Consider the following 23,319-nt stretch of genomic DNA (forward strand, 5'->3'; position numbering starts at 1 on the left):
CCATCTACAAAAAAGCAGGACATTGATACCAATGCCCCGCTTTTTTTGAATGACTCCAATTACCGTTTAAGCTTCCTGAATTTGTTTGAAATACCCCAAATCATTCAGGGATGAGTTGGCTATAAATTCTGCTCGGGCCTTATTTTCGGCCCTGCCTAAACGAATAAAAATCTCTGTAGAATTACGATACCTGTCATCCCGCTCGGTATCCAGCAAAAGCAGATATCCCATAATGATGTGACCGGCCATCTCCACCAGTCGGCGAGCATGAAAGTCCAGGAATTCATTATCTTTCACATCCGTAACACTTTTCACGGCACGCTCATACTCTTCGGTCATCCCTATTAAAGTACGTCTAAATCCGTGCAGTTCGGGTCGCAGTGGCATAGCCTCATACTCACGGATACGTTTCAGATAACCATCGGTGGTAACTCCGCGAATAGCTGCTACAACCTGCAGCTGCGTAGTACCTTCGTATATGGTGGTTATCCGGGCATCACGATAAATCCGTTCGATGGGATAATCCTTCATAAATCCACTACCACCATGAATTTGCAAGGCATCGTAGGCAATCTGATTGCAATACTCACTGCTCATGCCTTTTAACAGTGGCGTGAAAAAGTCAGCCAGCCGCTGATAATATTTCATTTCCTGGCGTTCTTCCCTGGTAAGAGTACGCTTTTTTGAAAGATGCATGTAAGCTTTGTAGACATCCACAAATCGGCTGGTTTCGTACAGCAGCGAACGTGAGGCATCCAGTTTAGCCTTCATGGTTGCCAGCATCTCATATACTGCAGGAAATTTAATGATTGGCTTTCCAAATTGTTCTCTTTCTTCGGCATAGGCCAATGCCTCACGATAGGCTGCCTCGCTAATGCCCACCGATTGGGCTCCAATACCCAGCCGGGCACCGTTCATCAGGGCCATCACATACTTGATAAGTCCCATTTTACGGTCGCCCACCAGTTCGGCCGGCGCATTTTGGAACACCAACTCACAGGTAGGTGAGCCTTTTATTCCCATTTTATTTTCGATGCGACGTATTTTAACAGCCTTATGGTTACGGTCGTAGATAAACATTGACAAGCCACGACCATCGGTAGTGCCGGGTTCTGAGCGGGCCAGCACCAGCGAAATGTTACCATCGCCATTGGTAATAAAACGCTTAACCCCATTAAGATACCATTTGCCATCCTTTTCATTGTAAGTAGCTTTCAGCTGCACCGACTGCAAATCAGAGCCGGCATCGGGCTCGGTAAGGTCCATGGCGGCAGTTTCTCCTCGCGATATCCGTGGAAGATAGCGCATTTTCTGGTCATCATCGGCAAACTCATGAATGGTTTCGGCACAGTCCTGCAAACCCCAGATATTTACAAACCCGGCATCGGCACGCGAAACCATGTCGGCAGCCATGATGTAGGGAACAATCGGGAAATTAAGCCCTTCGTACTTACGTGGCAGGGTAATACCCATAAGGCCGGCTTTAACCAGGGCATCGAGGTTTTGCTGTGTTCCGGCGGCATAGACCACTTCATTATTTTCAATTCTGGGACCTTCGGCATCCACCCCTTCGGCATTGGGTGCCACAATATCACCGCATATTTCACCCACAATTTCCAGCACTTTTTCGTAGCTGTCCATGGCATCCTCAAAATCCAGCGGGGCATAGTCGTATTGGTCTTTGTCCTCAAAGTTGTCCTCTTTGAGGGCCACGATCTTTTTCATCAACGGATGCGTCAGATGAAATTTAAGATCCGGATTATCTGTAAAAAAATTTGCCATTGTTTCTCTTTTATTTAACAGACACCCCAAAGTGTCCATAATCCTACAATCAGGTAATATCCTGTAATTATTTGGTATTTTTCTTATAAGCCTTAATCAGCCTGGGAATCACTTCCATTACATCACCGGTAATCACATAGTCGGCAATTTTGTTAATGGGTGCCGTCGGGTCGTTGTTGATGGCAATAACCATTGCCGATTCCTCCATTCCGGCCGTATGCTGTATCTGCCCCGAGATACCGCAGGCAATATACAGTTTGGGACGCACCGTCACACCCGTTTGACCTATCTGACGGTCGTGTTCGGCAAAACCGGCATCTACGGCAGCACGCGAGGCACCCACTTCTCCGCCCAGCACTTCGGCCAATTCATAAAGAAGCGAGAAATTCTCTTTGGAACCCATACCGTAGCCACCCGATACAATGATGGATGAATTCTTAATATTGATCCGGTTTTTCTCCATGTGGCGCTCAACAACCTTGACAACAGCATCTTCCGGCTTTAAATACTTGTCGACCTCAATCTTTTTAATTTCCCCTTTATGCGAGGGCGAATAAATTTCCTTTTTCATCACCCCTTCGCGAACAGTGGCCATCTGTGGACGACAATCGGGATTGATAATGGTGGCTACTATATTTCCTCCAAAAGCGGGACGTATCTGATACAAAAGATTCTTATATTCTTTCCCGGCTTTCTTATCTTCGTGGTCCCCTATTTCCAGGGCCGTACAATCGGCTGTCAGACCACTATGCAGGGCCGATGAAACACGCGGGCCCAAATCGCGCCCCATTGTGGTTGCTCCCAGAAGCGCTATTTGCGGTTTCTCTTTTTTAAACAATTCAACTATAACGGATGTATAAGGAAGTGTGGTATACGGTTCGAGCCGCGGATCATCGCCGATATGTACCACATCGGCCCCATAGGGAAAGAGTTGCTCCTCCACGCCTTCTAACTGATGTCCCAAAACGACGGCTTCCAGACGACAATTCAACTGATTGGCCAACGAACGGCCCTTGGTGAGTAACTCCAGACTCACATCAGCAATTTTGCCTTCTTCCGTTTCGCATATAACAAATATATTGTTCATTTTTTTCTGTTTTAATTAAATGATATTGCCCACATTTTTACCCAATGGTGTGGTTGGCAATCAATTCTTTAACCAGTTCTTCTATTTCCTGCTCATTGGCCTGAATATGTCGTGCCTCCTTTGCCTGAAATACTACGTTCTCAATCTTTTTAACTTTGGTTGGCGAGCCCGATAATCCCAGGCTGTTAGCATCGCACTCAATATCGTTGACACTCCATTCAGGAATATTCAGATACGGACGGTCATTGGCCAAATCAATATAATCTTCCGACAGATTCTGACGTTCGGTAACCGTACGGGCATGTTTATACTTCATAACCAACCTGGCATTTCTTGGGCGACATGGTGCTGCCGAGCCATTGATGGTAAGCAACACGGGCATGGGGGTCTCTACTGTTTCAACACCACGTTCCAGACGTCGTTTCAGGCGTAGTTTCCCTTTTTCGGCACTTAATATTTCCTCAACGTAAGTCACCTGCGGCAAGCCCAGCTTTTCGGCCACCTGCGGTCCTACCTGTGCCGTATCGCCGTCAATAGCCTGACGTCCGGCCAATATCAAATCATAAGTTTTTATTTTTCTGATGGCGCACGACAAGGCATATGAAGTGGCCAGCGTATCGGAACCCGCAAAGGCCCTGTCGGTGAGCAATATTCCCCCATCGGCACCACGAAACAAGCCTTCACGTATAATTTCGGCAGCACGTCCCGGACCCATCGTTAATAACGTGACTTTGGTTCCGGGATATTTTTCTTTCAGACGTAACGCTTGTTCCAGGGCATTCAAGTCTTCCGGATTGAAAATGGCCGGCAAGGCAGCTCGGTTTACTGTCCCGTCGGCTTTCATGGCATCCTTACCAACGTTACGGGTGTCGGGCACCTGCTTGGCAAGAACAATAATGTTTAGTCCCATTTTTTATAATGTGTTTAAATTTGATAATATTCTTTTCGCAGAAGCACAAATATAACAAAACAGTTGAATCGCCAAACACACCCCTATTGCACTCCACTTATTCAGCTATTTACATTATTAACAGCACCTAAGATACCCACCAAAACACACTGTCATTAAACACCAAAACATCAGTTGTTTACAACATTTTTTTACATTTTCGGTTAAACCCCAAAACAATTTTCTTTTCTTTCTGATTTTAAGTAATTTTTATCTAATCTTAATAGCCGAAACTTTATGAGGCTATTAGGCAATTAGGCCAATAGGCTATTAGGCTATTAGGTTATTGGGCGGTTAGGTTGTTAGGCCAATAGGTCATTAGGCAATTAGGCTATTAGGCTATTAGGCTATTAGGCTATTAGACACGGAGTCCGAAGGACTCCAATGTTTATAGCTAAAAAGCAACAAAAAGAAGCCAGAGGCCAGAAACCAGAAATCAGATAAAAGGATATAAGTAGAAATAAGGTGGAAATAAAATAGATATAAATTGTATGATGTAAAAATGGTCTAACGGCCCATTAGCCTAGGGGCCTATTTTCTAATGGCCTATAGCCTAAAAACCTAACAGCCCATTGGCCTAATTGCCTATTAGCCTAACGGCCTAATAACCTAACAGCCTATTGGCCTAATTGCCTATCAGCCTAATCGCCTAACAGCCTGCTCCAGCCCCGTCTGGAATTTTCGGGAAAAATTTATTTCTTTTACCGTAGATCCGACTCGAAATTTAGCATTAAATTAAGCAACAAAAATTTAAATTTTTAATCGTCTTCGTTAAATGTCAGCCGCTATGACCACCCTATGCCTCTACACATCCGGTTTTCCCTATGGTTCGGGCGAACAATTCATTGAAACAGAAATAAAATACCTTGTTAAAGAATTTGACCGGGTAGTCATCATCCCCGCGAACATATCAGGGCCACGAAGAGAGCTCCCGGACGGTGTTGAAATCCTCCAACCGGAATACAGCGGATTCACAAAACTCAAAGGACTCCTTAGCATCGGATGGTGGGTTCTCTATTGTCTGAAAGATGTATGGCGGCATCCCAATAAAATACTAATTATTAGTGCTATTCTCCACCGGGGATACGAGGCTAAAATCATGGATGCATTTCTGAAAAAGCATCATTTAAAACACAACACCCTCCACTACACCTACTGGTTCACAGACCAAAGCACGATACTGGCAATATTAAAATCAAGAGGTAAAATAGAACACTTTGTTTCCCGCGCACACGGTTACGATTTATATTTTGAAAGACGAAAAGAAGGCTTTATCCCCTTCCGCAAATTTCAACTGAAACAAGTTTCTCGCCTGTTTCTTATATCTAAAAACGGGGTTGATTACATGAAAAAGAAATATCCCCGGTTTGCCAGTAAATACCGATTGTCGTACATGGGAACCGAAAACAGTGAGTCGCCCCTCCTGTCCCCACCACCTGAAAACAATACTTATATTGTTGTCAGCTGCTCAATGGTCATAAAACTAAAAAGGATAGATCTTATTGTTCGGGCATTGGCTGAAATCAAAGATATTAAAATAAGATGGGTCCATTTTGGTGACGGAATTCTGTCAGAGGACGTCAAAGACCTGGCTCAAAGACTTCTTCCCAAAAACATTAAAGCGGAATTTAAAGGGTTGGTACCCAATGACACCGTTCTTAAATTCTTCCGCGACAATTATATTGATTGTTTTATCAACGTCTCATCTTCCGAAGGTCTGCCTGTAAGCATCATGGAAGCCACCAGCTTTGGAATACCTGTTTTAGCCACCGATGTAGGTGGTACCAAAGAAATTGTTAATTCAGAAACCGGAATCCTAATGCCGGCCTCCCCTGATCCGCATTCTGTTGCCAATAACCTTCGTTTAATACTCGAAACAAAAGCCCGAAATCCCGAAGCAAGACTAAAAACCTATAATTTTTGGAATTCCCATTTCAACGCAAAAAACAATTACATCGCGTTTTGCAAAAGCTTAAAAGAGACTAATAGGCCGTTAGGACGTTAGGCCGTTAGGTCAATAGGCCATTAGGCCATTGGGTTGTTAGGCTATTAGGCGGTTAGGCCGATAGGTCAATAGGTTGTTAGGCCACTAGGTTATTAGGCGATTAGGCTGTTAGGCCGTTAGGTTATTGGGCCGTTAGCCCAACATCTTACTTACTTTCTCTAACCTTTGCCTATTCCTTTATATTGCTATTATGTTTCTGAAACATTATTTTTGTGAAGCATAATCCATTAATATGAAATTTTTCAATCGACACCGGGAACAAGAAAGAATAAGAAAAGCCCTTCTTAGAGAGGATGGACAATTAATCGTGATTTACGGTCGTCGAAGATGTGGGAAATCAACATTAATAAAAAATATTATTAAAGCGGGCGACATCTATTTCATGGCTCAACAAACCGATGATAACATACAACGACAGCAATTGGCTGCTGTTATTGCAGAAAAATTTCAAGGTTTTGATGCCATGATTTACCCTACGTGGGAAGCGCTCTTTAGCAATCTAAACCGGCAAACAAAAGAAAAATTTATCTTGGCTCTGGACGAATTTCCTTACATGGTCAAAAGCAGTCCTATACTGCCAAGCCTTATTCAAAAAATTATCGACCAAAAACTAAACAGCAACTATCATATTATTATTTGTGGATCGTCTCAGCAAATGATGAACAGCATGACGTTAGAGGCCTCATCACCACTATATGGAAGAGCCTCTGAAATCATAAAAATTAAACCTTTAGAAGCAGGATGGATCACAGATTACCTGGAGTGTGATGCCACACAGGGCGTAAAAGAATATGCTGTTTGGGGAGGTATCCCCAGATACTGGGAACTGCGCCGAAATTATCCTTCCTTTTCCCAAGCTGTAAAAAACCTGATTCTGGATAATCAAGGAATACTGCACGAAGAACCTTCCCGGCTCTTTCTCGACGATATGAGAGAATCTGTTCAGGCCTATTCCTTACTTTCGTTAGTAGGGAAAGGAGCTCATCGTATTTCAGAAATAGCATCCAGACTTAACAAACCGGCTAGCCAAATTTCCCGACCCATCGATAAACTTATCAATCTCGGATACTTGAAACGAGACATTCCTTTCGGGGAAAATCCCAAAAACAGCAAAAAAGGTCTTTACACTATCGCCGAACCGTTCTTTGGTTTCTATTTTTCATTCGTAGTTCCTTTTCTTTCATCGTTAGAGTTAAACCTAATCGACCAAGTTTTTGATATTTTTTCTTCCCGCGAAAATCTTTTCATATCATCATGGTGGGAAAATCTATGCAGACGCTCCGTTCCGGCAAAACCTTTTAACGATATATATTTTGGCCCCGCTCAAAGATGGTGGGGGAACAACATCAATAATCAACCCATGGAAATCGACGTGGTTGCTCAATCACTCGATGGCAAATATCTGCTTGTAGGCGAATGTAAATGGTCAGAAGTTCCAAACCCTAAAAGCTTACTGGAAAATACTCAAAAAAAAGGAGCTTTACTTCCTTTTGCTAAAAACAAAATAATTATTCCGGTACTTTTTGCTAAATCATCTCCCGACAGCAACAACAATCCTAATATCCTTACCCCCATTCAGGTCATGAATAGATTAAAAACCGGGTAGATGAGGCAATCAGGCAATTAGGCCATTGGGCCGTTTAGGCTGGTAGGCTATTAGGCTATTAGGCGGTTAGGCCGTTTGGTCAATAGGTTGTTAGGCCACTAGGTTATTAGGCGATTAGGCTGTTAGGCCGGTAGGCTATTAGGATTATAGGGTGTATTTTCCTTTAATAATTGATAGAATTATTATGGAAAATTTTAGCTTTAAGAATCTTCGGGTCTGGCAAAAAGCGATGCATTTTGCAGAAAGATGTTTGGATATTGCCGAAGGTGTTCATGGGCATTATCGCTTGGTTGAGCAATTGGAGGCGGCGGCATCTTCTATCCCGCAAAATATTGCTGAAGGAGAAGGAAGAATAAGTAATAAAGAAAAAATAAATTATCTATATTTTGCCCGTGGTTCATTGTTTGAAGCCATCACTGTTTTAAATCTGTTTTATTATAAAAAGCTAATATCCTCTAGTACCCTTGACGAAATGGAAGAATTAGGCATTGAAATATCAAAGATGATTAACTCTTTAATCGCACAAAAAAGGAAATTTAACTCACAATAATCCCCTAGCCGCCTAATGGCCTATTGGCCCATCGGCCTATCAGCCTAACGACCTAGTGGCCTAAAAACCTAACGGCCCATTGGCCTATTAGCCTATTGGCCTAATAGAGCCGCAGAGCGGCGACACCTTTGTAGCAACAGTGCAACCATATACAACCTGAGCCCCAGCGGGGCGACAGAGCGGTAAAACGGAAAGAAGCTACCCCACCCTCACCCCCCCAACCCCCTGAAGGGGGTGCGCCGGCCCGCAGAAGTCAGTTAGGCCATTGGGTTATTAGGCCATTTGGCTATTAGATACGGAGTCCGAAGGACTCCAATGTTTATAGCAAAAATGCAAAAATAAAAAACCATCGACGCCGTAGGTGTCGAATAATCATTGGTCATAAATGGGAGGAACAAATGATAAAATGGTGGAAAGGCGGAATGGTGGAACGGTAGCCGCGGAGCGGCGGCAGAACGGTAAAACGGAAATAGCTCCCCCTCCCTCACCCCCCAACCCCCTGAAGGGGGTGCGCCGGCCCGCAGATGACGGAAACCAGAGGCCAGAAACTAGAAACCAGAAGCCAGAGGCCAATTAGGCCATTGGGTTATTAGGCTATTAGATACGGAGTCCGAAGGACTCCAATGTTTATAGCTAAAAAGCAGCAACAATAAAAACCATCGACGCCGTAGGTGTCGAATAATCATTGGCCATAAATGGTAGGGTAAAATGGTAAAATGGCAAAATGGTTGAAAGGCCGAATGGTAGAATGGCAGCCCCAACGAGACAGCAGAACGTTAAGGCATAAATAATTAAAGGATATAGGTAGAAATATAATAGATATAAATTGTTTAGCGCAAAATCAGCCTAATGGCCTATTGGCCTAATAGCCTATTGGCCTAATAGAGCCGCAGAGCGGCGACATCTTTGTAGCAACAGTGAACCCATATACAACCTAAGCCCCAGCGGGGCGACAGAGTGGTAACCCGGAAATAGCCCTCCTCTCTCACCCCCCAACCCCCTGAAGGGGGTGCGCCGGCCCGCAGAAGTCAGTTAGGCCATTGGGTTATTAGGCCATTTGGCTATTAGATACGGAGTCCGAAGGACTCCAATGTTTATAGCTAAAAAGCAACAAACCAGAAGCCAGAGACCGGAAGTTAGAAGCCAGACATAAGATATAAATTGAAATAAATAGATATAAGGTAGATACAAATAGAAATAATTAGAAATAAAATTGATATAAATGGTATGCTGCAAAATAAACCTAACAACCTATCAGCCTAATGGCCTAACGGCCTAATAGCCTATCAGCCTTTATTTCCAGCCGCAGAGCGGCGACATCTTTGTAGCAACAGTGAACCCATATACAACCTAAGCCCCAGCGGGGCGACAGAGTGGTAACCCGGAAATAGCCCTCCTCTCTCACCCCCCAACCCCCTGAAGGGGGTGCGCCGGCCCGCAGAAGTCAGTTAGGCCATTGGGTTATTAGGCCATTTGGCTATTAGATACGGAGTCCGAAGGACTCCAATGTTTATAGCTAAAAAGCAACAAAAAGAAGTCAGAGGCCAGAAGCTAGAATAAAAGATATAAATAGAAATAAGGTAGAAATATGTAGATATAAATTGTATGATGTAAAAATGGTCTAATGGTCTAACGGCCCATTAGCCTAGGGGCCTATTTTCTAATGGCCTATCAGCCTAATAACCCATTGGCCTAACAGCCTATTGGCCTAATGGCCTATTAGCCTAATGGCCAAAAAACCTATTGGCCTATTTGCCTAACAACCTAACAGCCTAATAGCCTAAGGGCCTAACAACCTATCGGCCTAATGGCCCAATTGCCCATCGGCCTATTTCCCTATCCGCCTCTCCCTTCTCCATTGCAAACCAACTAAAGACTATCGACTAAAAACTAACGACTTTTTCCCCATTCCCCAAAACTTATTTATTTTTGCACCGTTATAATACGACCATTTAATCTCATTTAAGTGATTCCTATGGGAGTCACCGTGCCGAAGGCGTGGAAAAAATCAGGTCATTAGGCCATTGGGTTGTTAGGCCAATAGGCTATTAGATATGGATCCGAAGGACTCCAATGTTTATAACTTAATGCGACAATAAATCCAACTCTTTATAAGAATTAGAATTGAAACAAATTTCGAAATGATGTAACTTTATCCGAACCTTATACTTAAACATTATGCCAAAGACGCCCATAAATAATACTAAGGATTTTAGTGAGAGATCAGACAAATTACCATATCTCGATTTATTGTCTGATCATTTATTCTGGGATGTCAACAAAAAAACTTTGGATATTCAAAAAAGCAAAAAGACCATTGTCCACAGGGTTCTGGATTACGGACTGCTAAAGGATTGGAAAATTTTGGTTCATTTATATGGTATTGAAGAAATCGCAAAAGTGGCCATGAAAATTCCCGATCTGGAAAAAAAATCGGCCAACCTCATTGCTTTTCTTAGTAATACAAGCATTAAAAACTTTGCATGTTATTCATCGAAGCAATCGACCCCGCCACATTGGAACTTTTAATTCAATTGCAGGCACTGCCGGCATTTAGTTCCTTAAGGTTGGTAAGAGGAACCGGCCTGGCTCTGCAAATTGGACACAGAATATCCATCGACATAGACCTTTTCGGAAACATTAAAGCCGACGAATTTGAAGTTGTAAACCAATTGAAGTCAATAGCGACACCTACTGTACTGAAAAAATCTAAAAACATCAATATCTTCATTATTAATGGTATTAAAGTTGATATCGTAAATTATCCCTATCCTTGGTTAGCACCACCATTAAGAGAAAATAATCTAACCATCGCAAATATAATTGATATCGCTGCAATGAAACTTAGTGCTATTACCGGACGGGGCACCAAGAAAGATTTCATTGATTTGTTCTTTTTGTTAAAACTGTATAGCCTAAATCAATTGCTTAACTTCTATAAACAAAAATATCCGGATGGTTCCGAATTTCTCGTCATTAAAAGTCTGACTTATTTTGATGATGCAGAAGATGATGACTTCCCGGTTATGCTGGTTGATACTAACTGGCAAGCCGTAAAACAACGCATCCGGAATGCAGTAAAACAATTCCTCGAATTAGGCCATTAAGGCAATTAGATACGGAGTCCGAAGGACTCCTATGTTTATAGGTAAAAAGCACAACAAACCAGAAGCAGAAGCCAGAAATTACAAGAGGATATAAGTGGATATAAATTGAAATAAAGTAGATATAAATAGTCTATTGGCCTAATGGCCTAATGGCCTAATGGTCTATCGGCCTAACAGAGCCGCAGAGCGGCGACAGATTTTTTTAAGAATTATTGAATCGAAATAAACCTTTTAATTCCTAGAGAGGTTTAAAATATATGTGCTCAAAACTAATTCATTGCTGTTTATTACTATCTACGCCATCGTCGTCACTTACAACGGTGCCAAATGGGTTGACAAATGCTTTGGCAGCTTGGTTAACTCATCTTATCATATAAACATAAGCTAAGATATGAAGCTTAAAGACCTGTTAAGCCAACCGGAAGGACGCCGAATTGAATTCAAAGAGCAATTGCCATCAAAAGCCGATTTGTGTAAAACCGTGGTAGCATTTGCCAATGATGCCGGAGGCGAATTGTATATTGGTATTAAAGACAATCCGCGAATAATTACAGGTCTGGATGAAAATGATTTGTTAAAGATAGAAGAACAAATTATCAATATCATTCACGACGGTTGCGCACCGGTCATTTTACCTGAAATATCCTTTAGAAGATATCAAAACAAACCCGTTATAGTAGTAAAAATTTTTAAGGGGAATAACCCACCATATTATTTAAAAAGTAAAGGTATAGAAAAAGGCACATATATTCGTATCGGCTCTTCAAGTCGTTTGGCAAACCGGGAAATTATTGAAGAACTTCAACGGCAAAGCAACAACATCTCATTTGATGCTCTGCCGATTTATAACAAAGAAGTTAAAAACCTTAAATGGAACGATTTTAAAAATCAATTAAAAGAAATAATAGGTGAAAAAGTAAACCTTACCCATTTGGCAAAGCTTAATCTGATAGTTAATGAACAAAACCGTAAATTTCCTAACAATGCTTTAATTTTATTATCTTCGGATGACCTCAAAACACAATTATTTCCAAATGCCAAAATAGAGTGTGCCCGTTTCAAAGGAACTGTTCCCGGCGATTTTATCGACCAAAAAACGATTGATGTGCCATTAAGCTTTCAGGCAGAAGAAGCCTACCGTTTCGTTTTAAGGCATATTTCTAAAGGATCGGAATATGAAGGCGTTTTTCGCAAAGACCGTTGGGAATATCCTGTGGTAGCCATACGGGAGTTGATTCGAAATGCCGTTATTCATCGCGATTATGCTCTTAAAGGAATGGATATTAAAATTGCGATTTTTGATGATAAAATTGAAATATCAAGTCCGGGAAAACTCCTGCCATCAATCGATTTTAACGATATGGAGGCCGGACAATCAGATATACGCAACAGAACCCTGGCACCCGTATTTAAATTACTGGGAATTATTGAACAATGGGGTAACGGCCTCAGATTAATTCATGAAGAATTAAAACGTTATCCCGAAATTGACTTTTTGTGGAATGAACATGGTATGATGTTCAGAGTATCCTTAATAAAAAAGAATTTTAATGCTGTGCCAAATTCACAATCGATTTCTGACCATTACCACCAGACGCCGTCGGACACTGTCGAATACCGTCGGAACACCGTCGGAATACCGTCGGAATACCGTCGGATACTGGCCGATTGCTCTGAACAAGAAAAAACAATTATTCTATACATTCTCAAAAACAATAAAATAACCTCAAAATCGGTTGAAAATTTAATAAACATTAAGGAAAGCAGAGCAAGAGAACTTCTTAGGCTTATGGTTAGCAAAAATTTTATCGAACGGCACGGAAAAGGGAAAAATACCTATTACACATTGAAGGCCTGAAAATACAACTATAATTGCCTGCTATAATGATAATGAAATAAGTTCATCCTGTTTTGACTTAGATTTTTGGACAGATTACAAGCACAATTATATCGAACCATTTAATTAACTAATGACTAATTTTAAGAACCAATAGTTCAATGAAATAAGCAAATTTTATACAAATGATTTGCTAATGCAAAATGTTCATCTTAAATCTTACATCTAAAAATCTAATTTCTAGTATTTGATGTGCCAATGTGCTAATATTCTGATGTGCTGATGATATTAGAAGCCAGAGGTCAGAAACTAGAAGCCGGATATAATTATATAAATTGAAATAAGTAGATACAAAAGATATAAGTAGGTATCGGCCTAGTGGTCTAATGGCCTAACGACCTATTAGCCTAATGGCCTAGTAGCCTAGTGGCCTATTTGTCTAATCGCCTAACGACCTAATAGCCTAATGGCCTAATAGCCTATTGGCCTATTGGCCTATCGGCCTAATGGCCTAGCAACCTAACAGCCTATCGGCCTAAAAACCTAAAAGCCTAATGACCTATTGGCCTATCAGCCTATTGGCCTATTAGCCTATCAGCCTATTAGCCTATCGGCCTAATGGCCTATTAGCCTAATCCTCAGCCACGGTTATTGATTCTGAATTCGCTTTAAAGTATATTTGTCAAAAAATATAATACTATGGATAATATCCATATTCAAGACAAGAAAGATAGTATAGTCCTTACCATCAGCAAAAAAGGTTTGGATAAGGATTATCTTGTCCAACTCGTAAAACGTTTAGAAACCGAAAACCTAATTTATCAGTCCGGAATTAATGAAAATAATCTTCGGATTGCTGAAGATATTAAAAGTCATTGGTGGAAAAATAACAAACACAGTTTTCTGGGAACTTCTAAGGAATAATGGATCACAAAATATTAGTTATTGATACTAATATTATTTTTCCCGCTTTAATACCCCAAAAGTCCAAAATTAGAAACTTACTGTTTGACAGTGACATTAAATTTTATGCACCAAATTTTTTAATTTATGAGATCTACGCTCACAAAGAAAAAATTTTGAAAAGCTCAAAACTTAATGAGCACAATTTTTATATCCTTTTCAACAACATTTTAGAATGTATAAGATTTGTCCCAATGGATTTAATTGACATGCAATCAAGACATAAAGCTTACGAACTCTGTAAAGGTATCGATGAAAAAGACACCCCTTTCGTTGCTCTCGCTATTTATCTGGATTGTCCTCTTTGGACCGGTGACAAAACCCTAAAAAAGGGATTACTAAAAAAGGGTTTTAAGTTGTTGTATTAACTAAACAATACTGATAAACCGTTAATCGATTAGGTAATTAGCCTTTTATGCAATGAGGTTGAAGGAATTAATTTGCTGATTTGCTAATATGCTAATGTGCTGATGTGCTAATGTACTAATGCAAAAAAATATTTCTGTAAAATGTTCATCTTAAATCTTACATCTAAAAATCTAATAGAAGCCAGAGGTCAGAAACCAGAAGCCAGATGCTAGTTAGGCCATTAGGTAATTAGGCCATTAGGCGATTAGATACGGAGTCCGAAGGACTCCCATGTTTATAGATGCAGCAAACCAGAGGCCAGAAGCTAATTAGGCCATTAGGCCATTAGGTCATTAGGCCATTAGACACGGAGTCCGAAGTAGCAACTCCCATGTTTATAGCTAAAAAGCAGCAAACCAGAGGCCGGAAGCTAAATAGGCCATTAGGTTATTAGGCCATTAGGCGATTAGATACGGAGTCCGAAGGACTCCCATGTTTATAGATGCAGCAAACCAGAAACCAGATGCTAGTTAGGCCATTAGGTCATTAGGCCATTAGGCTATTAGATACCGAGTCCGAAGTAGCAACTCCCATGTTTATAGCTAAAAAGCAGCAAACCAGAGGCCGGAAAAAAGATATATGTGGATATAAATAGAAATAAGGTAGAAATAAATAGAAATAGGTAGAAATTGGAAAAAATTAGCCTAAAAGCCTAGGGGCCCAATGGCCTATTAGCCTAATAGCCTATCAGCCTATCAGCCTTTATTTCCAGCCGCGTAGCGGCGACATCTTTGTAGCAACAGTGCAACCATATACAACCTGAGCCCCGGCGGGGCGACAGAGTGGTAGACCGGATGCCAGAGGTCAGAAGCCGGAAGCCAGAAGTCAGAAGCCAATTAGGCCATTAGGTCATTAGGCTATTAGGCTATTAGATACCGAGTCCGAAGTAGCAACTCCCATGTTTATAGCTAAAAAGCAGCAAACCAGAGGCCAGAAACCGGAGACCAGAAAAAAGATATATGTGGATATAAATAGAAATAAGGTAGAAATAAATAGATATAGGTAGAAATTGGAAAAAATTAGCCTAAAAGCCAAGGGGCCTAATGGCCTATCAGCCTAACAACCTATTAGCCTAGTGGCCTATTGGCCTAATAACCTAATAGCCTAGCCGCCTATCAGCCTAATGGCCTAAAACCATACATCCATTCTCAACTCATACCTTTTTATTATCTTGCACCCATATTTTTTAGTTGAAAAGATCCAATGTTTATTAATTAATCAATGATAAAATACTAAAAACCATCCCTGACAATGCGAAACCCGATTACCAACAATATCATAATTCACAGCATCAAACGAATCATTGAAATATTGCCACCGGGATACAAAATAAAATCAGTGAAGATGATGCTGTTGTTATTCTTCAATTCCATCCTCGAGATGGCAGGGCTTGCAGCCTTTTTGCCTCTCTTCACCGTTATTCTTCAAGAAGGGGTTACGCAATCACATCCGGTCATCAGCAAAGCCTATCAGCTGGGTGGGTTTACCTCCGAGAACCAGTTTGTTCTTGTGTTAGCAGCACTGATTGTGGTGGTTATAACCTTCAAGAACGTGATGGGTTTATTAATCAACCGGTCGCAGGCACGCTTCTCCCTTTCCCTCTACCAATACTTTGCTATCAGGTTGCATAAATACTTCTATCAAAAAGGCTTTCCATTCTTTAAGAGCACCAACTCGAACGTCATCATGCGCGATGTAAATGTAGTTACTCAAAAGTTCGCCAACAGCATGGTGTTGCCGATGTTTAACTTTCTTACCGAAATTTTTGTTCTTTTCTTTATTTTAATCAGTCTTTTGCTTTACGACTGGCGGGCAATAGTACTACTTTCAACCACCATTCTGCCCATTTTTCTTCTCTTCTATACCTGGGTGAAAAATAAAAGCATGCGGCTGGAGAATGAAACCAATAAAATAACGCCCTTACTCACAAGAAGTATCTTCCAGAGCATTTTTGGATATGTAGATGTAGTCATTACCGGTTCATTGAAATACTTTCAGAAAAAGATCAGTCATTACCTAAATCGTCAAATAAAACTCAGCACCAGGAGGGTCGTCTATCAGCAGGCACCAACCCGAGTCATTGAGACAGGCATGGTTATTACCATTTTTGTTATTACTGCCTACGGATTGTATTTTCTGCCGGACAAGGCCGGACTGGCAGCCCTTCTCGGACTGTTCGCACTGGCAGCCTACCGAATACTGCCTTCCATAAATCGTATTATGCTGGCCCTCATCAGCATCAAAGGCCATCAATATACATTTGACATCGTGTCTCAGGTAAAGAGTCTGAAAAAAGACAGTGAAGAAGATCAGGAAGAAGCCCGGTCACTTCCTTTCAAACACCAGATATCCCTCCAAAATGTTTCTTTCCGATTTCCGGATGCGACTGAAGATGTTCTAAAGAACATTAACCTCACCATAAAAAAGGGGGAATCCATTGGTTTTATGGGGCCTTCCGGATCGGGAAAAACAACTCTTATGAACCTCATGTTAGGATTCTGGACACCCAACAAGGGTTCTTTTATGGTGGATGATACGCCTATTAAACCATCCAACCTGAAGGCATGGCATAAACTGGTGGGGTATGTCCAACAGGAAGTTTATCTCATCGATGCCTCCCTCGCCGAAAATGTAGCTTTTGGCGTTGATTCCAAAAACATTAACCATAATCGGCTGGAACAGGTACTGAAAAAAACCAGCCTGTGGGATATGGTACAAGAACTGCCCGAAGGGGTTCATACCAACATCGGAGAACGGGGAGCCAGACTCTCCGGCGGACAACGTCAAAGAATAGGCATAGCACGTGCCATTTACAGCGGTGCCGAAATTCTCTTTTTCGATGAGGCCACATCTGCTCTTGACACGCAAACCGAAGAGGACATCACCGAATCCATCCGCGAATTGTCGGACAGTAATCTGACCATTATTGTTATTGCTCATAGAATTACGACGTTAAAATACTGCAACAGAATTATTGATATCAATACCGGAAGAATTGTGAGGGAATGCCAGTATAAAGAAATTGCGGAGGAGGTAATAAAAATTTAAATACCTACAGAAAAATAAACTTTATCCATACTCATTTTAACAAATGATTGTCATATGACTTTTAAATTCTTTCTAACCCCCTTTTACATACCGGACAATTATTCACCCGAAGCCATTGCCTTGGCTGAAGGTTTGGAACAGTTGGGGCATTCAGTATTTTCCAATATTGATTACTGGTTCGTTCCTGAAGAAAACCGATATCTTTTTAATAAAAATGAAAATGATGATTATGATGTTGGCATTTATGATTATAAATACCTCTATCATTCAAAAAAATGGACATTGAACAGGATAGATGCATCAAAAGTCAACATTTTACTCGACCGAAATGATTGGATTATTCCTGAATGGAATAATAAAATGGTTTTAAGAAAATTCGATTTTATTTTGGCAGACCATCTATTGGAAAACGTCAAATATCCATCAAATGTATTACCATGGGCTATAGGATATACAAAACGTATCGAACGATATATAGATCGCTTTAGAAATACACATCCACCAATTGAAGAAATTGTCTATAATTTCAGAGTTGCCCACAATTTAAGAGGAAGGCTGGTTAAGAGCTTCCTGGATAATGATTTTCATTATCCTGTTAAACAAAGACTAACAGACAGTTTAAAGGATAAACAAACTGCTGTTAATAAATCTAAAATTGATCATATTTATTGGGAACAAACAGCCAAAAGACATAATCCGGAATTTTATAAACTTCTTGACAAAAGCCTTTTAACTCTTTCTTTCGGTGGCTACTTGGAGGTAAAACCTTTCTTTTATCAACCTTATAACCTCATTCAAAAATTGATTCGGAAACCTATATTTATTATTTCTAGTCTTTGCCAAAAGTTTAATATTGACAATTCTAAATTACTCTTTGTATTCCAATACGATAGTTTTAGGATGTGGGAAACGTTTTACGCCAATACCTGTCCAATTCTTTTGGACATGGATTATTGGAAATTCAAACTTCCGGCAAAACCCATTGAAGGAAAGCATTATATAGGAATAAGAAATTTAACTTTAAAGGATTTTAAAAAGAGGTTAAATTCTCTAAACACCAACCAAATCAGAGAAATTGGAATAAACGGTTCAATTTGGGTAAAAGAAAATTATAGCCCTGAAGCCGTAGCCAATCGTCTATTAAAACTAATCAATAAATGAATGTACTGCATATAGCGACAAAGGATACAGGAGGGGCAGGAATAGCTGCCATTAGAATACACAATGCTCTCAATAAATACCTTCCTAATAGCAAACTAAAATCTCGGCTGCTGCTCTTATGGTGTAATAATGAGCAAAATTTAAAACCAGGAAATGGCATTGTAACCTACCAAAGTTTTTATCCGGTCAGGAAAAAGTTAGGTGATTATCAATCTTTTATTCACAAAAGATTTTTTTCTACAAATAATATTTCAACAAAATTTATTAAAGGAAATTACTATCAATCATTTTATAAACCTGAGATCATTCCTCTTCTTGACTGGGCTGATATCATTCACTTACATTGGGTAAATGGCTTCGTAAATCCTTTTCACTTTTTGAAAAAAATTAACAAACCTATAGTGTGGACATTTCATGACATGACTCCATTTAGTGGAGGAAATCCTTATGAAAGTGGTATCTTCAAGGATAAATTAGAATTATTTAGGCCATTTCTAAACAAGAAAATAAAATTATTTCAACAACATGGACGCATCTATGGTCACGCAACGTCAGATACTTTTAAACTTAAAGCAGTAAACCAATACCAAACCTTTAAGGATTCGAAGACAGAAGTTATTCCATACCCTCTTGACCCCAATCATTTTAATATTATCCATCAAGATATTGCTCGAACAAGATTAAACATCAAATCCAACAAACCTCTATTACTCTTTGTTGCCGCCGATACCAACAACAAAAGAAAAGGAATTCAATATTTAATAGATTCTCCTCATATTAAAGACTTCACCCTGTTAATGGTTGGGGAAAAATCAAATAATCTTGAGAAATCACCAAATATTATTCAACTGGGAACTTTAGATATCCCCAAATTAAATTTAGCTTATTCAGCTGCCGACCTCTTTATTACACCTGCCATTGAAGAGGCATATGGCCAAACCACTATTGAATCATTTTATTGTGGGACCCCGGTAGTAGCATTTCCTACTGCGGGAGCAAAACAGATAATTCAGCCATATAAAAATGGAATAATAGCAGATACCATCGACAATAAAGCTCTTTATAAAGCTATTAATAAAGCACTAAGCACTTCTTTTAATAGAAAAGAAATAAGTATTAAAGCCAAAGAAACTTTTAATCCTCAAAAAATTTCCCAACAATTCTTAAGCTTCTACAACAAGATTCTACAAAATGAAAAATAGGTACCTCATTTTAAAAGGTTGCGCCGGTCTTGGAAACAGACTTATAACGTTAAGCAACACCATTGATTATGCCAGGAAAACCAAAAGAACATTGTTTGTTGACTGGAGCGATGGACAGTTTGGAAAAAAATTCGATAATGTATTCTACAAATACTTCAGACTCATTAATATTCCTCACATTCAATCTCTCGAGGTGATAAAAGGATACAACAATTTAACATTTTACCCTCCCCTTTGGGGCAAAATGCCTGAAAAAAGTCTTTATGATCTTTATGTCCAGGCTGGCTCTGACAAATTAAAAAGGCTCCTTCCTTTTTCACTAAAGGGAGCAATTAGTAAAAAAGATGGCTATTGGTTACAAAAAACATCCTTAACCACAAATTCCAATAAGGATTTACAAACAATTAAATCATTATTTAAAAAAAACGATATCCCCTATGGCGGTCGTTATAAAACAGGAATTAAAGAAGATGTTGTTTTTTATGCTGACTTTTGTCCGCCTTTAAAAAAAGAATATCTTCGGAATAATTTGGACCTCTCAAATGAACTTGCTGAAGAAATTGGACTTTTAAAAAATCAACTAAAAATAAACCAGAAAACCATTGGTGTGCATGTTCGTATGACAGATAAACAACCGGATTCATCGCTCGATTCATTAAAAAAAATAATTAATGATTTAAAAACAAAAAGTTCAAACATTTTTCTTGCAACCGACAACAAGATGGTTGAAGATTACTTCTTGAAAAATTTCAAGAATGTTGTTTTCACGTCAAAATGGCGACCTGAAGACTATGGGCAAAAAATGGGGATTCATCAATTTGCCATCCGACACGAAAAATATGATCATGCAGAAACAATCTTAAAAGAAAGTATTATCGACATGTGGCTACTGGCTCACTGTGAATTTCTTATTTATCAGAAAAACTCAAGCTTTTCAAAAATATCGGCCATTATAAAAAACGAACCAGAAAAAACCTTTTCATGGTAAAAAAAAACACCCTTTGTCTCCACACAGCCGGTTTTCCCTATGGTTTGGGAGAACAATTTATTGAAACAGAAATCAAATACATAGCCCGTGCTTTTAATAGGGTTGTTATTATACCCAATACAATATCAGAAACCCGACGCCCCCTACGTGACGGTGTTGAAGTTTTTAAGCCGGAATATAACGGATACACAACACTCAATGGAATCCTTAACATGGGTTGGTGGGTCAGATATTGCTGGAAAGATGCATGGCGCCATCCGAATAAAAAACTAATATTCAGCACTATACTTCATATAGGGTACCAGGCAAAAATAATGTATTCATTTCTGAAAAAGCACGGATTATTAAACAATACTCTGCATTATACTTATTGGTTTGATGAGCAAAGCACTTTACTGGCAATATTAAAATCAAAAGGAAAAATAAAACACTTTGTTTCCCGTGCTCATCGCTTCGATTTGTATTCAGAACGACGCAAAGAAGGTTTTATTCCATTTCGCAAATTTCAATTGAGACAGGTTTCCCGCCTTTTTCTGATATCTAAAAATGGGGTGGAATATATGAAAACAAAGTATCCCCAATTTGCCCATAAATATCGCTTATCTTATCTGGGAACTGAAAACAATCACCCGCCTTGTACCCAACCAACAATTGGGCATGACACTTATCTGGTTGTCAGTTGTTCGAGAGTCGTAGATATAAAAAGAGTAGACCTCATTGTTAAAGCCCTGGCTGAAATCAAAGACATAAAAATAAAATGGGTCCATTTTGGGGATGGCATTCTACTAGAGGAAGTTAAAGCCTTAGCGCAAAAGCTACTTCCGGATAATATTACAACAGAATTTAAAGGTTTGGTTCCCAACCAAACCGTCCTTAAATATTTCCAAAACAATTTTATTGATTGTTTTATTAACGTCTCATCATCCGAAGGATTACCGGTTAGTATTATGGAAGCCACAAGCTTTGGAATACCAATTTTAGCAACAGACGTGGGAGGAACCAGTGAAATTGTTAATTCCCAAACAGGTTTTTTATTACCATCCTCGCCTAATCCACATGTAATTGCCAAGAACCTTTATCTAATTTTCCAAAGAAAATCCCGAAACTCTGAAGCCAGAAAAGATATCTATAAATTTTGGGAAACTCATTTTAATGCAAAAAGCAATTATATTGAGTTCTGCAATATCTTAAAAGAAATGGTCGATTAAAATTTCTATTTATAATATTTTTTCCACCAATTCCATGCTCATCTCCATCATCATCCCCGCCTACAACGTTGAAAACTATATAGAAGAATGTGTCCATTCGGCCTTTAGCCAGACGTGGCCGGAAAAAGAGGTGATCTGCATCGACAACAACAGCACCGACGGTACATGGAAAAAATTACAGCAATTGCAACATCAATACCCAGAACTAATAATTGACAAAGAATTAAAGGCCGGGGCACCGGCAGCGCGCAACAAAGGGTTAAGGCTAAGCCACGGCCAATGGCTGCAGTTTCTGGATGCTGACGATCTTCTGATGCCGGGGAAAATTGAACACCAACAAAAACAAATTCAACAAAACCCTAAAAGCAGCTTCATCGCAGGCGCATGCATCAAGCGTGACCTCAAAGGTATCGAGACCAAACATATTCCAAGGCACGATCATCCTCTAAAAAGTTTGTTTATAACCCAACTTGGTATTACCAGTTCAAACCTTTGGAACCGCACCTTAATTGAACAGGTAAACGGCTGGGACGAATCGCTGAAAAGCAGTCAGGAAGCCGATCTGATGTTTCGACTTTTACAAGTGAATGACCAGGTGATTTTTGATGACGAACCACTTACCATTGTAAGAGAACGTCCTTCAGGACAGATCTCACAGACCAATCCAAAAGAAAAATGGATGCGCTACTTTAATAAAAGGTTGGAAATGGTAAGGTGGATCGACCAGCACCGTCCGGAGTTGTACATAAAAGAAAAGGACTTTTTCATGGACAATCTCTTCGGACTACTCAAGATCATTGGCAATGAAGACCTCAATGCAGCATGTCAGCTATATCGTCAACATTTGAAGGGACGTTACCGTCCTTCACCCAATCAGAACCACTCTACCCACCCCTATCTGTGGCTTTACAAGAGTTTTGGTTTTCGAGGTGCAGAGATATGCCGTAAGTGGCAGAACAGGCTGTTAGGACGGTAGACCGGATTAGGCGGTTAGGCCTTTGGGCGGTTAGGTTATTAGACATTAGCCTTCCCCGCCCTCACCCCTCTGACTTCCCTAAAGGGGAGAACCGCCTCACTCACATCACTTTATACTCAGTAAAATTCCAAATTTTATTATTTTTACAATTCCGCGCGGAGGCTCTCCCCCTTTAGGGGGTTGGGGGGTGCGCGATGGACAAACCCTTTATTAATTTGCACTAATTTCTCAACTTCCCCGCCCTCACCCCTCTAACTCCCCTAAAGGGGAGAACCACCTCACCCACACCACTTTACACCAAATAAAATCCAAATATTACTATTTTTACAATTCCGCGCGTGGGCTCACCCCCTTTAGGGGGTTGGGGGGTGCGCGATGGACAAACCCTTTATTAATTTGCACTAATTTCTCAACTTCCCCGCCCTCACCCCTCTAACTCCCC

At 40.1% G+C, this 23,319-nt stretch carries 17 protein-coding genes; 14 read left to right on the forward strand and 3 right to left on the reverse strand.

The genetic code is table 11. The annotated features are described in order from the left end of the window. Positions 1–66: 66 nt before the first annotated feature. From BM130_RS13315 to BM130_RS13325, 3 genes are all read right to left on the reverse strand, one after another. On the reverse strand, positions 67–1,782 hold the full coding sequence (locus BM130_RS13315) for an acyl-CoA dehydrogenase family protein (protein ID WP_010527471.1): 1,716 nt from the start codon (positions 1,780–1,782) through the stop codon (positions 67–69). A 67-nt stretch (positions 1,783–1,849) separates the two neighbouring features. Next, a complete protein-coding gene (locus BM130_RS13320) occupies positions 1,850–2,869 on the reverse strand; it encodes an electron transfer flavoprotein subunit alpha/FixB family protein (protein ID WP_010527472.1) in 1,020 nt (339 codons plus the stop codon). Between the two features lie 37 nt (positions 2,870–2,906). Then, positions 2,907–3,779, reverse strand: coding sequence for an electron transfer flavoprotein subunit beta/FixA family protein (locus tag BM130_RS13325; protein WP_010527473.1), 873 nt, complete (start codon positions 3,777–3,779; stop codon positions 2,907–2,909). Between the two features lie 826 nt (positions 3,780–4,605). Between BM130_RS13325 and BM130_RS13330 the strand changes: the two genes are divergently transcribed. The 14 genes from BM130_RS13330 to BM130_RS13400 all read left to right on the forward strand — a co-directional run bounded on the left by BM130_RS13330 (position 4,606) and on the right by BM130_RS13400 (position 22,877). Beyond that, on the forward strand, positions 4,606–5,823 hold the full coding sequence (locus BM130_RS13330) for a glycosyltransferase (RefSeq protein ID WP_029626580.1): 1,218 nt from the start codon (positions 4,606–4,608) through the stop codon (positions 5,821–5,823). A 232-nt stretch (positions 5,824–6,055) separates the two neighbouring features. Beyond that, the gene (locus BM130_RS13335) at positions 6,056–7,429 is read left to right on the forward strand and encodes an ATP-binding protein (protein ID WP_010527475.1); all 1,374 of its coding nucleotides are present in this window, start codon (positions 6,056–6,058) and stop codon (positions 7,427–7,429) included. Between the two features lie 184 nt (positions 7,430–7,613). Next, positions 7,614–7,979, forward strand: coding sequence for a four helix bundle protein (locus BM130_RS13340; protein ID WP_010527476.1), 366 nt, complete (start codon positions 7,614–7,616; stop codon positions 7,977–7,979). Between the two features lie 2,178 nt (positions 7,980–10,157). Next, the gene (locus BM130_RS13350) at positions 10,158–10,508 is read left to right on the forward strand and encodes a DUF6922 domain-containing protein (protein ID WP_010527477.1); all 351 of its coding nucleotides are present in this window, start codon (positions 10,158–10,160) and stop codon (positions 10,506–10,508) included. Then, complete coding sequence (locus BM130_RS13355) at positions 10,463–11,086, forward strand: nucleotidyl transferase AbiEii/AbiGii toxin family protein (protein ID WP_010527478.1); 624 nt, start codon at positions 10,463–10,465, stop codon at positions 11,084–11,086. Before BM130_RS13350 ends, BM130_RS13355 begins: the two co-directional genes overlap by 46 nt. A gap of 391 nt (positions 11,087–11,477) precedes the next feature. Then, on the forward strand, positions 11,478–12,944 hold the full coding sequence (locus BM130_RS13360) for an RNA-binding domain-containing protein (RefSeq protein ID WP_010527479.1): 1,467 nt from the start codon (positions 11,478–11,480) through the stop codon (positions 12,942–12,944). A gap of 678 nt (positions 12,945–13,622) precedes the next feature. After that, positions 13,623–13,847, forward strand: coding sequence for a hypothetical protein (locus tag BM130_RS13365; protein ID WP_010527480.1), 225 nt, complete (start codon positions 13,623–13,625; stop codon positions 13,845–13,847). Continuing rightward, entirely contained in the window at positions 13,847–14,254 is a 408-nt protein-coding gene (locus tag BM130_RS13370; RefSeq protein WP_010527481.1) for a PIN domain-containing protein, read from the forward strand. Before BM130_RS13365 ends, BM130_RS13370 begins: the two co-directional genes overlap by 1 nt. Positions 14,255–15,545: 1,291 nt before the next feature. Beyond that, complete coding sequence (locus tag BM130_RS13375; RefSeq protein WP_010527482.1) at positions 15,546–17,342, forward strand: ABC transporter ATP-binding protein; 1,797 nt, start codon at positions 15,546–15,548, stop codon at positions 17,340–17,342. Positions 17,343–17,396: 54 nt separating this feature from the next. After that, positions 17,397–18,503: a hypothetical protein gene (locus tag BM130_RS13380; protein WP_010527483.1), complete on the forward strand. Its 1,107-nt coding sequence runs from the start codon at positions 17,397–17,399 to the stop codon at positions 18,501–18,503. A gap of 377 nt (positions 18,504–18,880) precedes the next feature. Continuing rightward, a complete protein-coding gene (locus BM130_RS13385) occupies positions 18,881–19,705 on the forward strand; it encodes a glycosyltransferase (protein WP_157998105.1) in 825 nt (274 codons plus the stop codon). Next, positions 19,695–20,693 carry an O-fucosyltransferase family protein gene (locus BM130_RS13390; RefSeq protein WP_010527485.1) on the forward strand — a complete coding sequence of 333 codons (999 nt, stop codon included), beginning with the start codon at positions 19,695–19,697 and terminating at the stop codon, positions 20,691–20,693. The genes BM130_RS13385 and BM130_RS13390 overlap by 11 nt, the downstream gene beginning before the upstream one ends. Next, on the forward strand, positions 20,687–21,901 hold the full coding sequence (locus BM130_RS13395) for a glycosyltransferase (RefSeq protein ID WP_010527486.1): 1,215 nt from the start codon (positions 20,687–20,689) through the stop codon (positions 21,899–21,901). Before BM130_RS13390 ends, BM130_RS13395 begins: the two co-directional genes overlap by 7 nt. Positions 21,902–21,935: 34 nt before the next feature. Beyond that, positions 21,936–22,877, forward strand: coding sequence for a glycosyltransferase family 2 protein (locus BM130_RS13400; protein ID WP_010527487.1), 942 nt, complete (start codon positions 21,936–21,938; stop codon positions 22,875–22,877). The last annotated feature ends 442 nt before the right edge of the window (positions 22,878–23,319 follow it).

Origin of the sequence: Thermophagus xiamenensis (genome assembly GCF_900112795.1) — a bacterium.
Taxonomy (GTDB): Bacteria; Bacteroidota; Bacteroidia; order Bacteroidales; family Marinilabiliaceae; genus Thermophagus; species Thermophagus xiamenensis.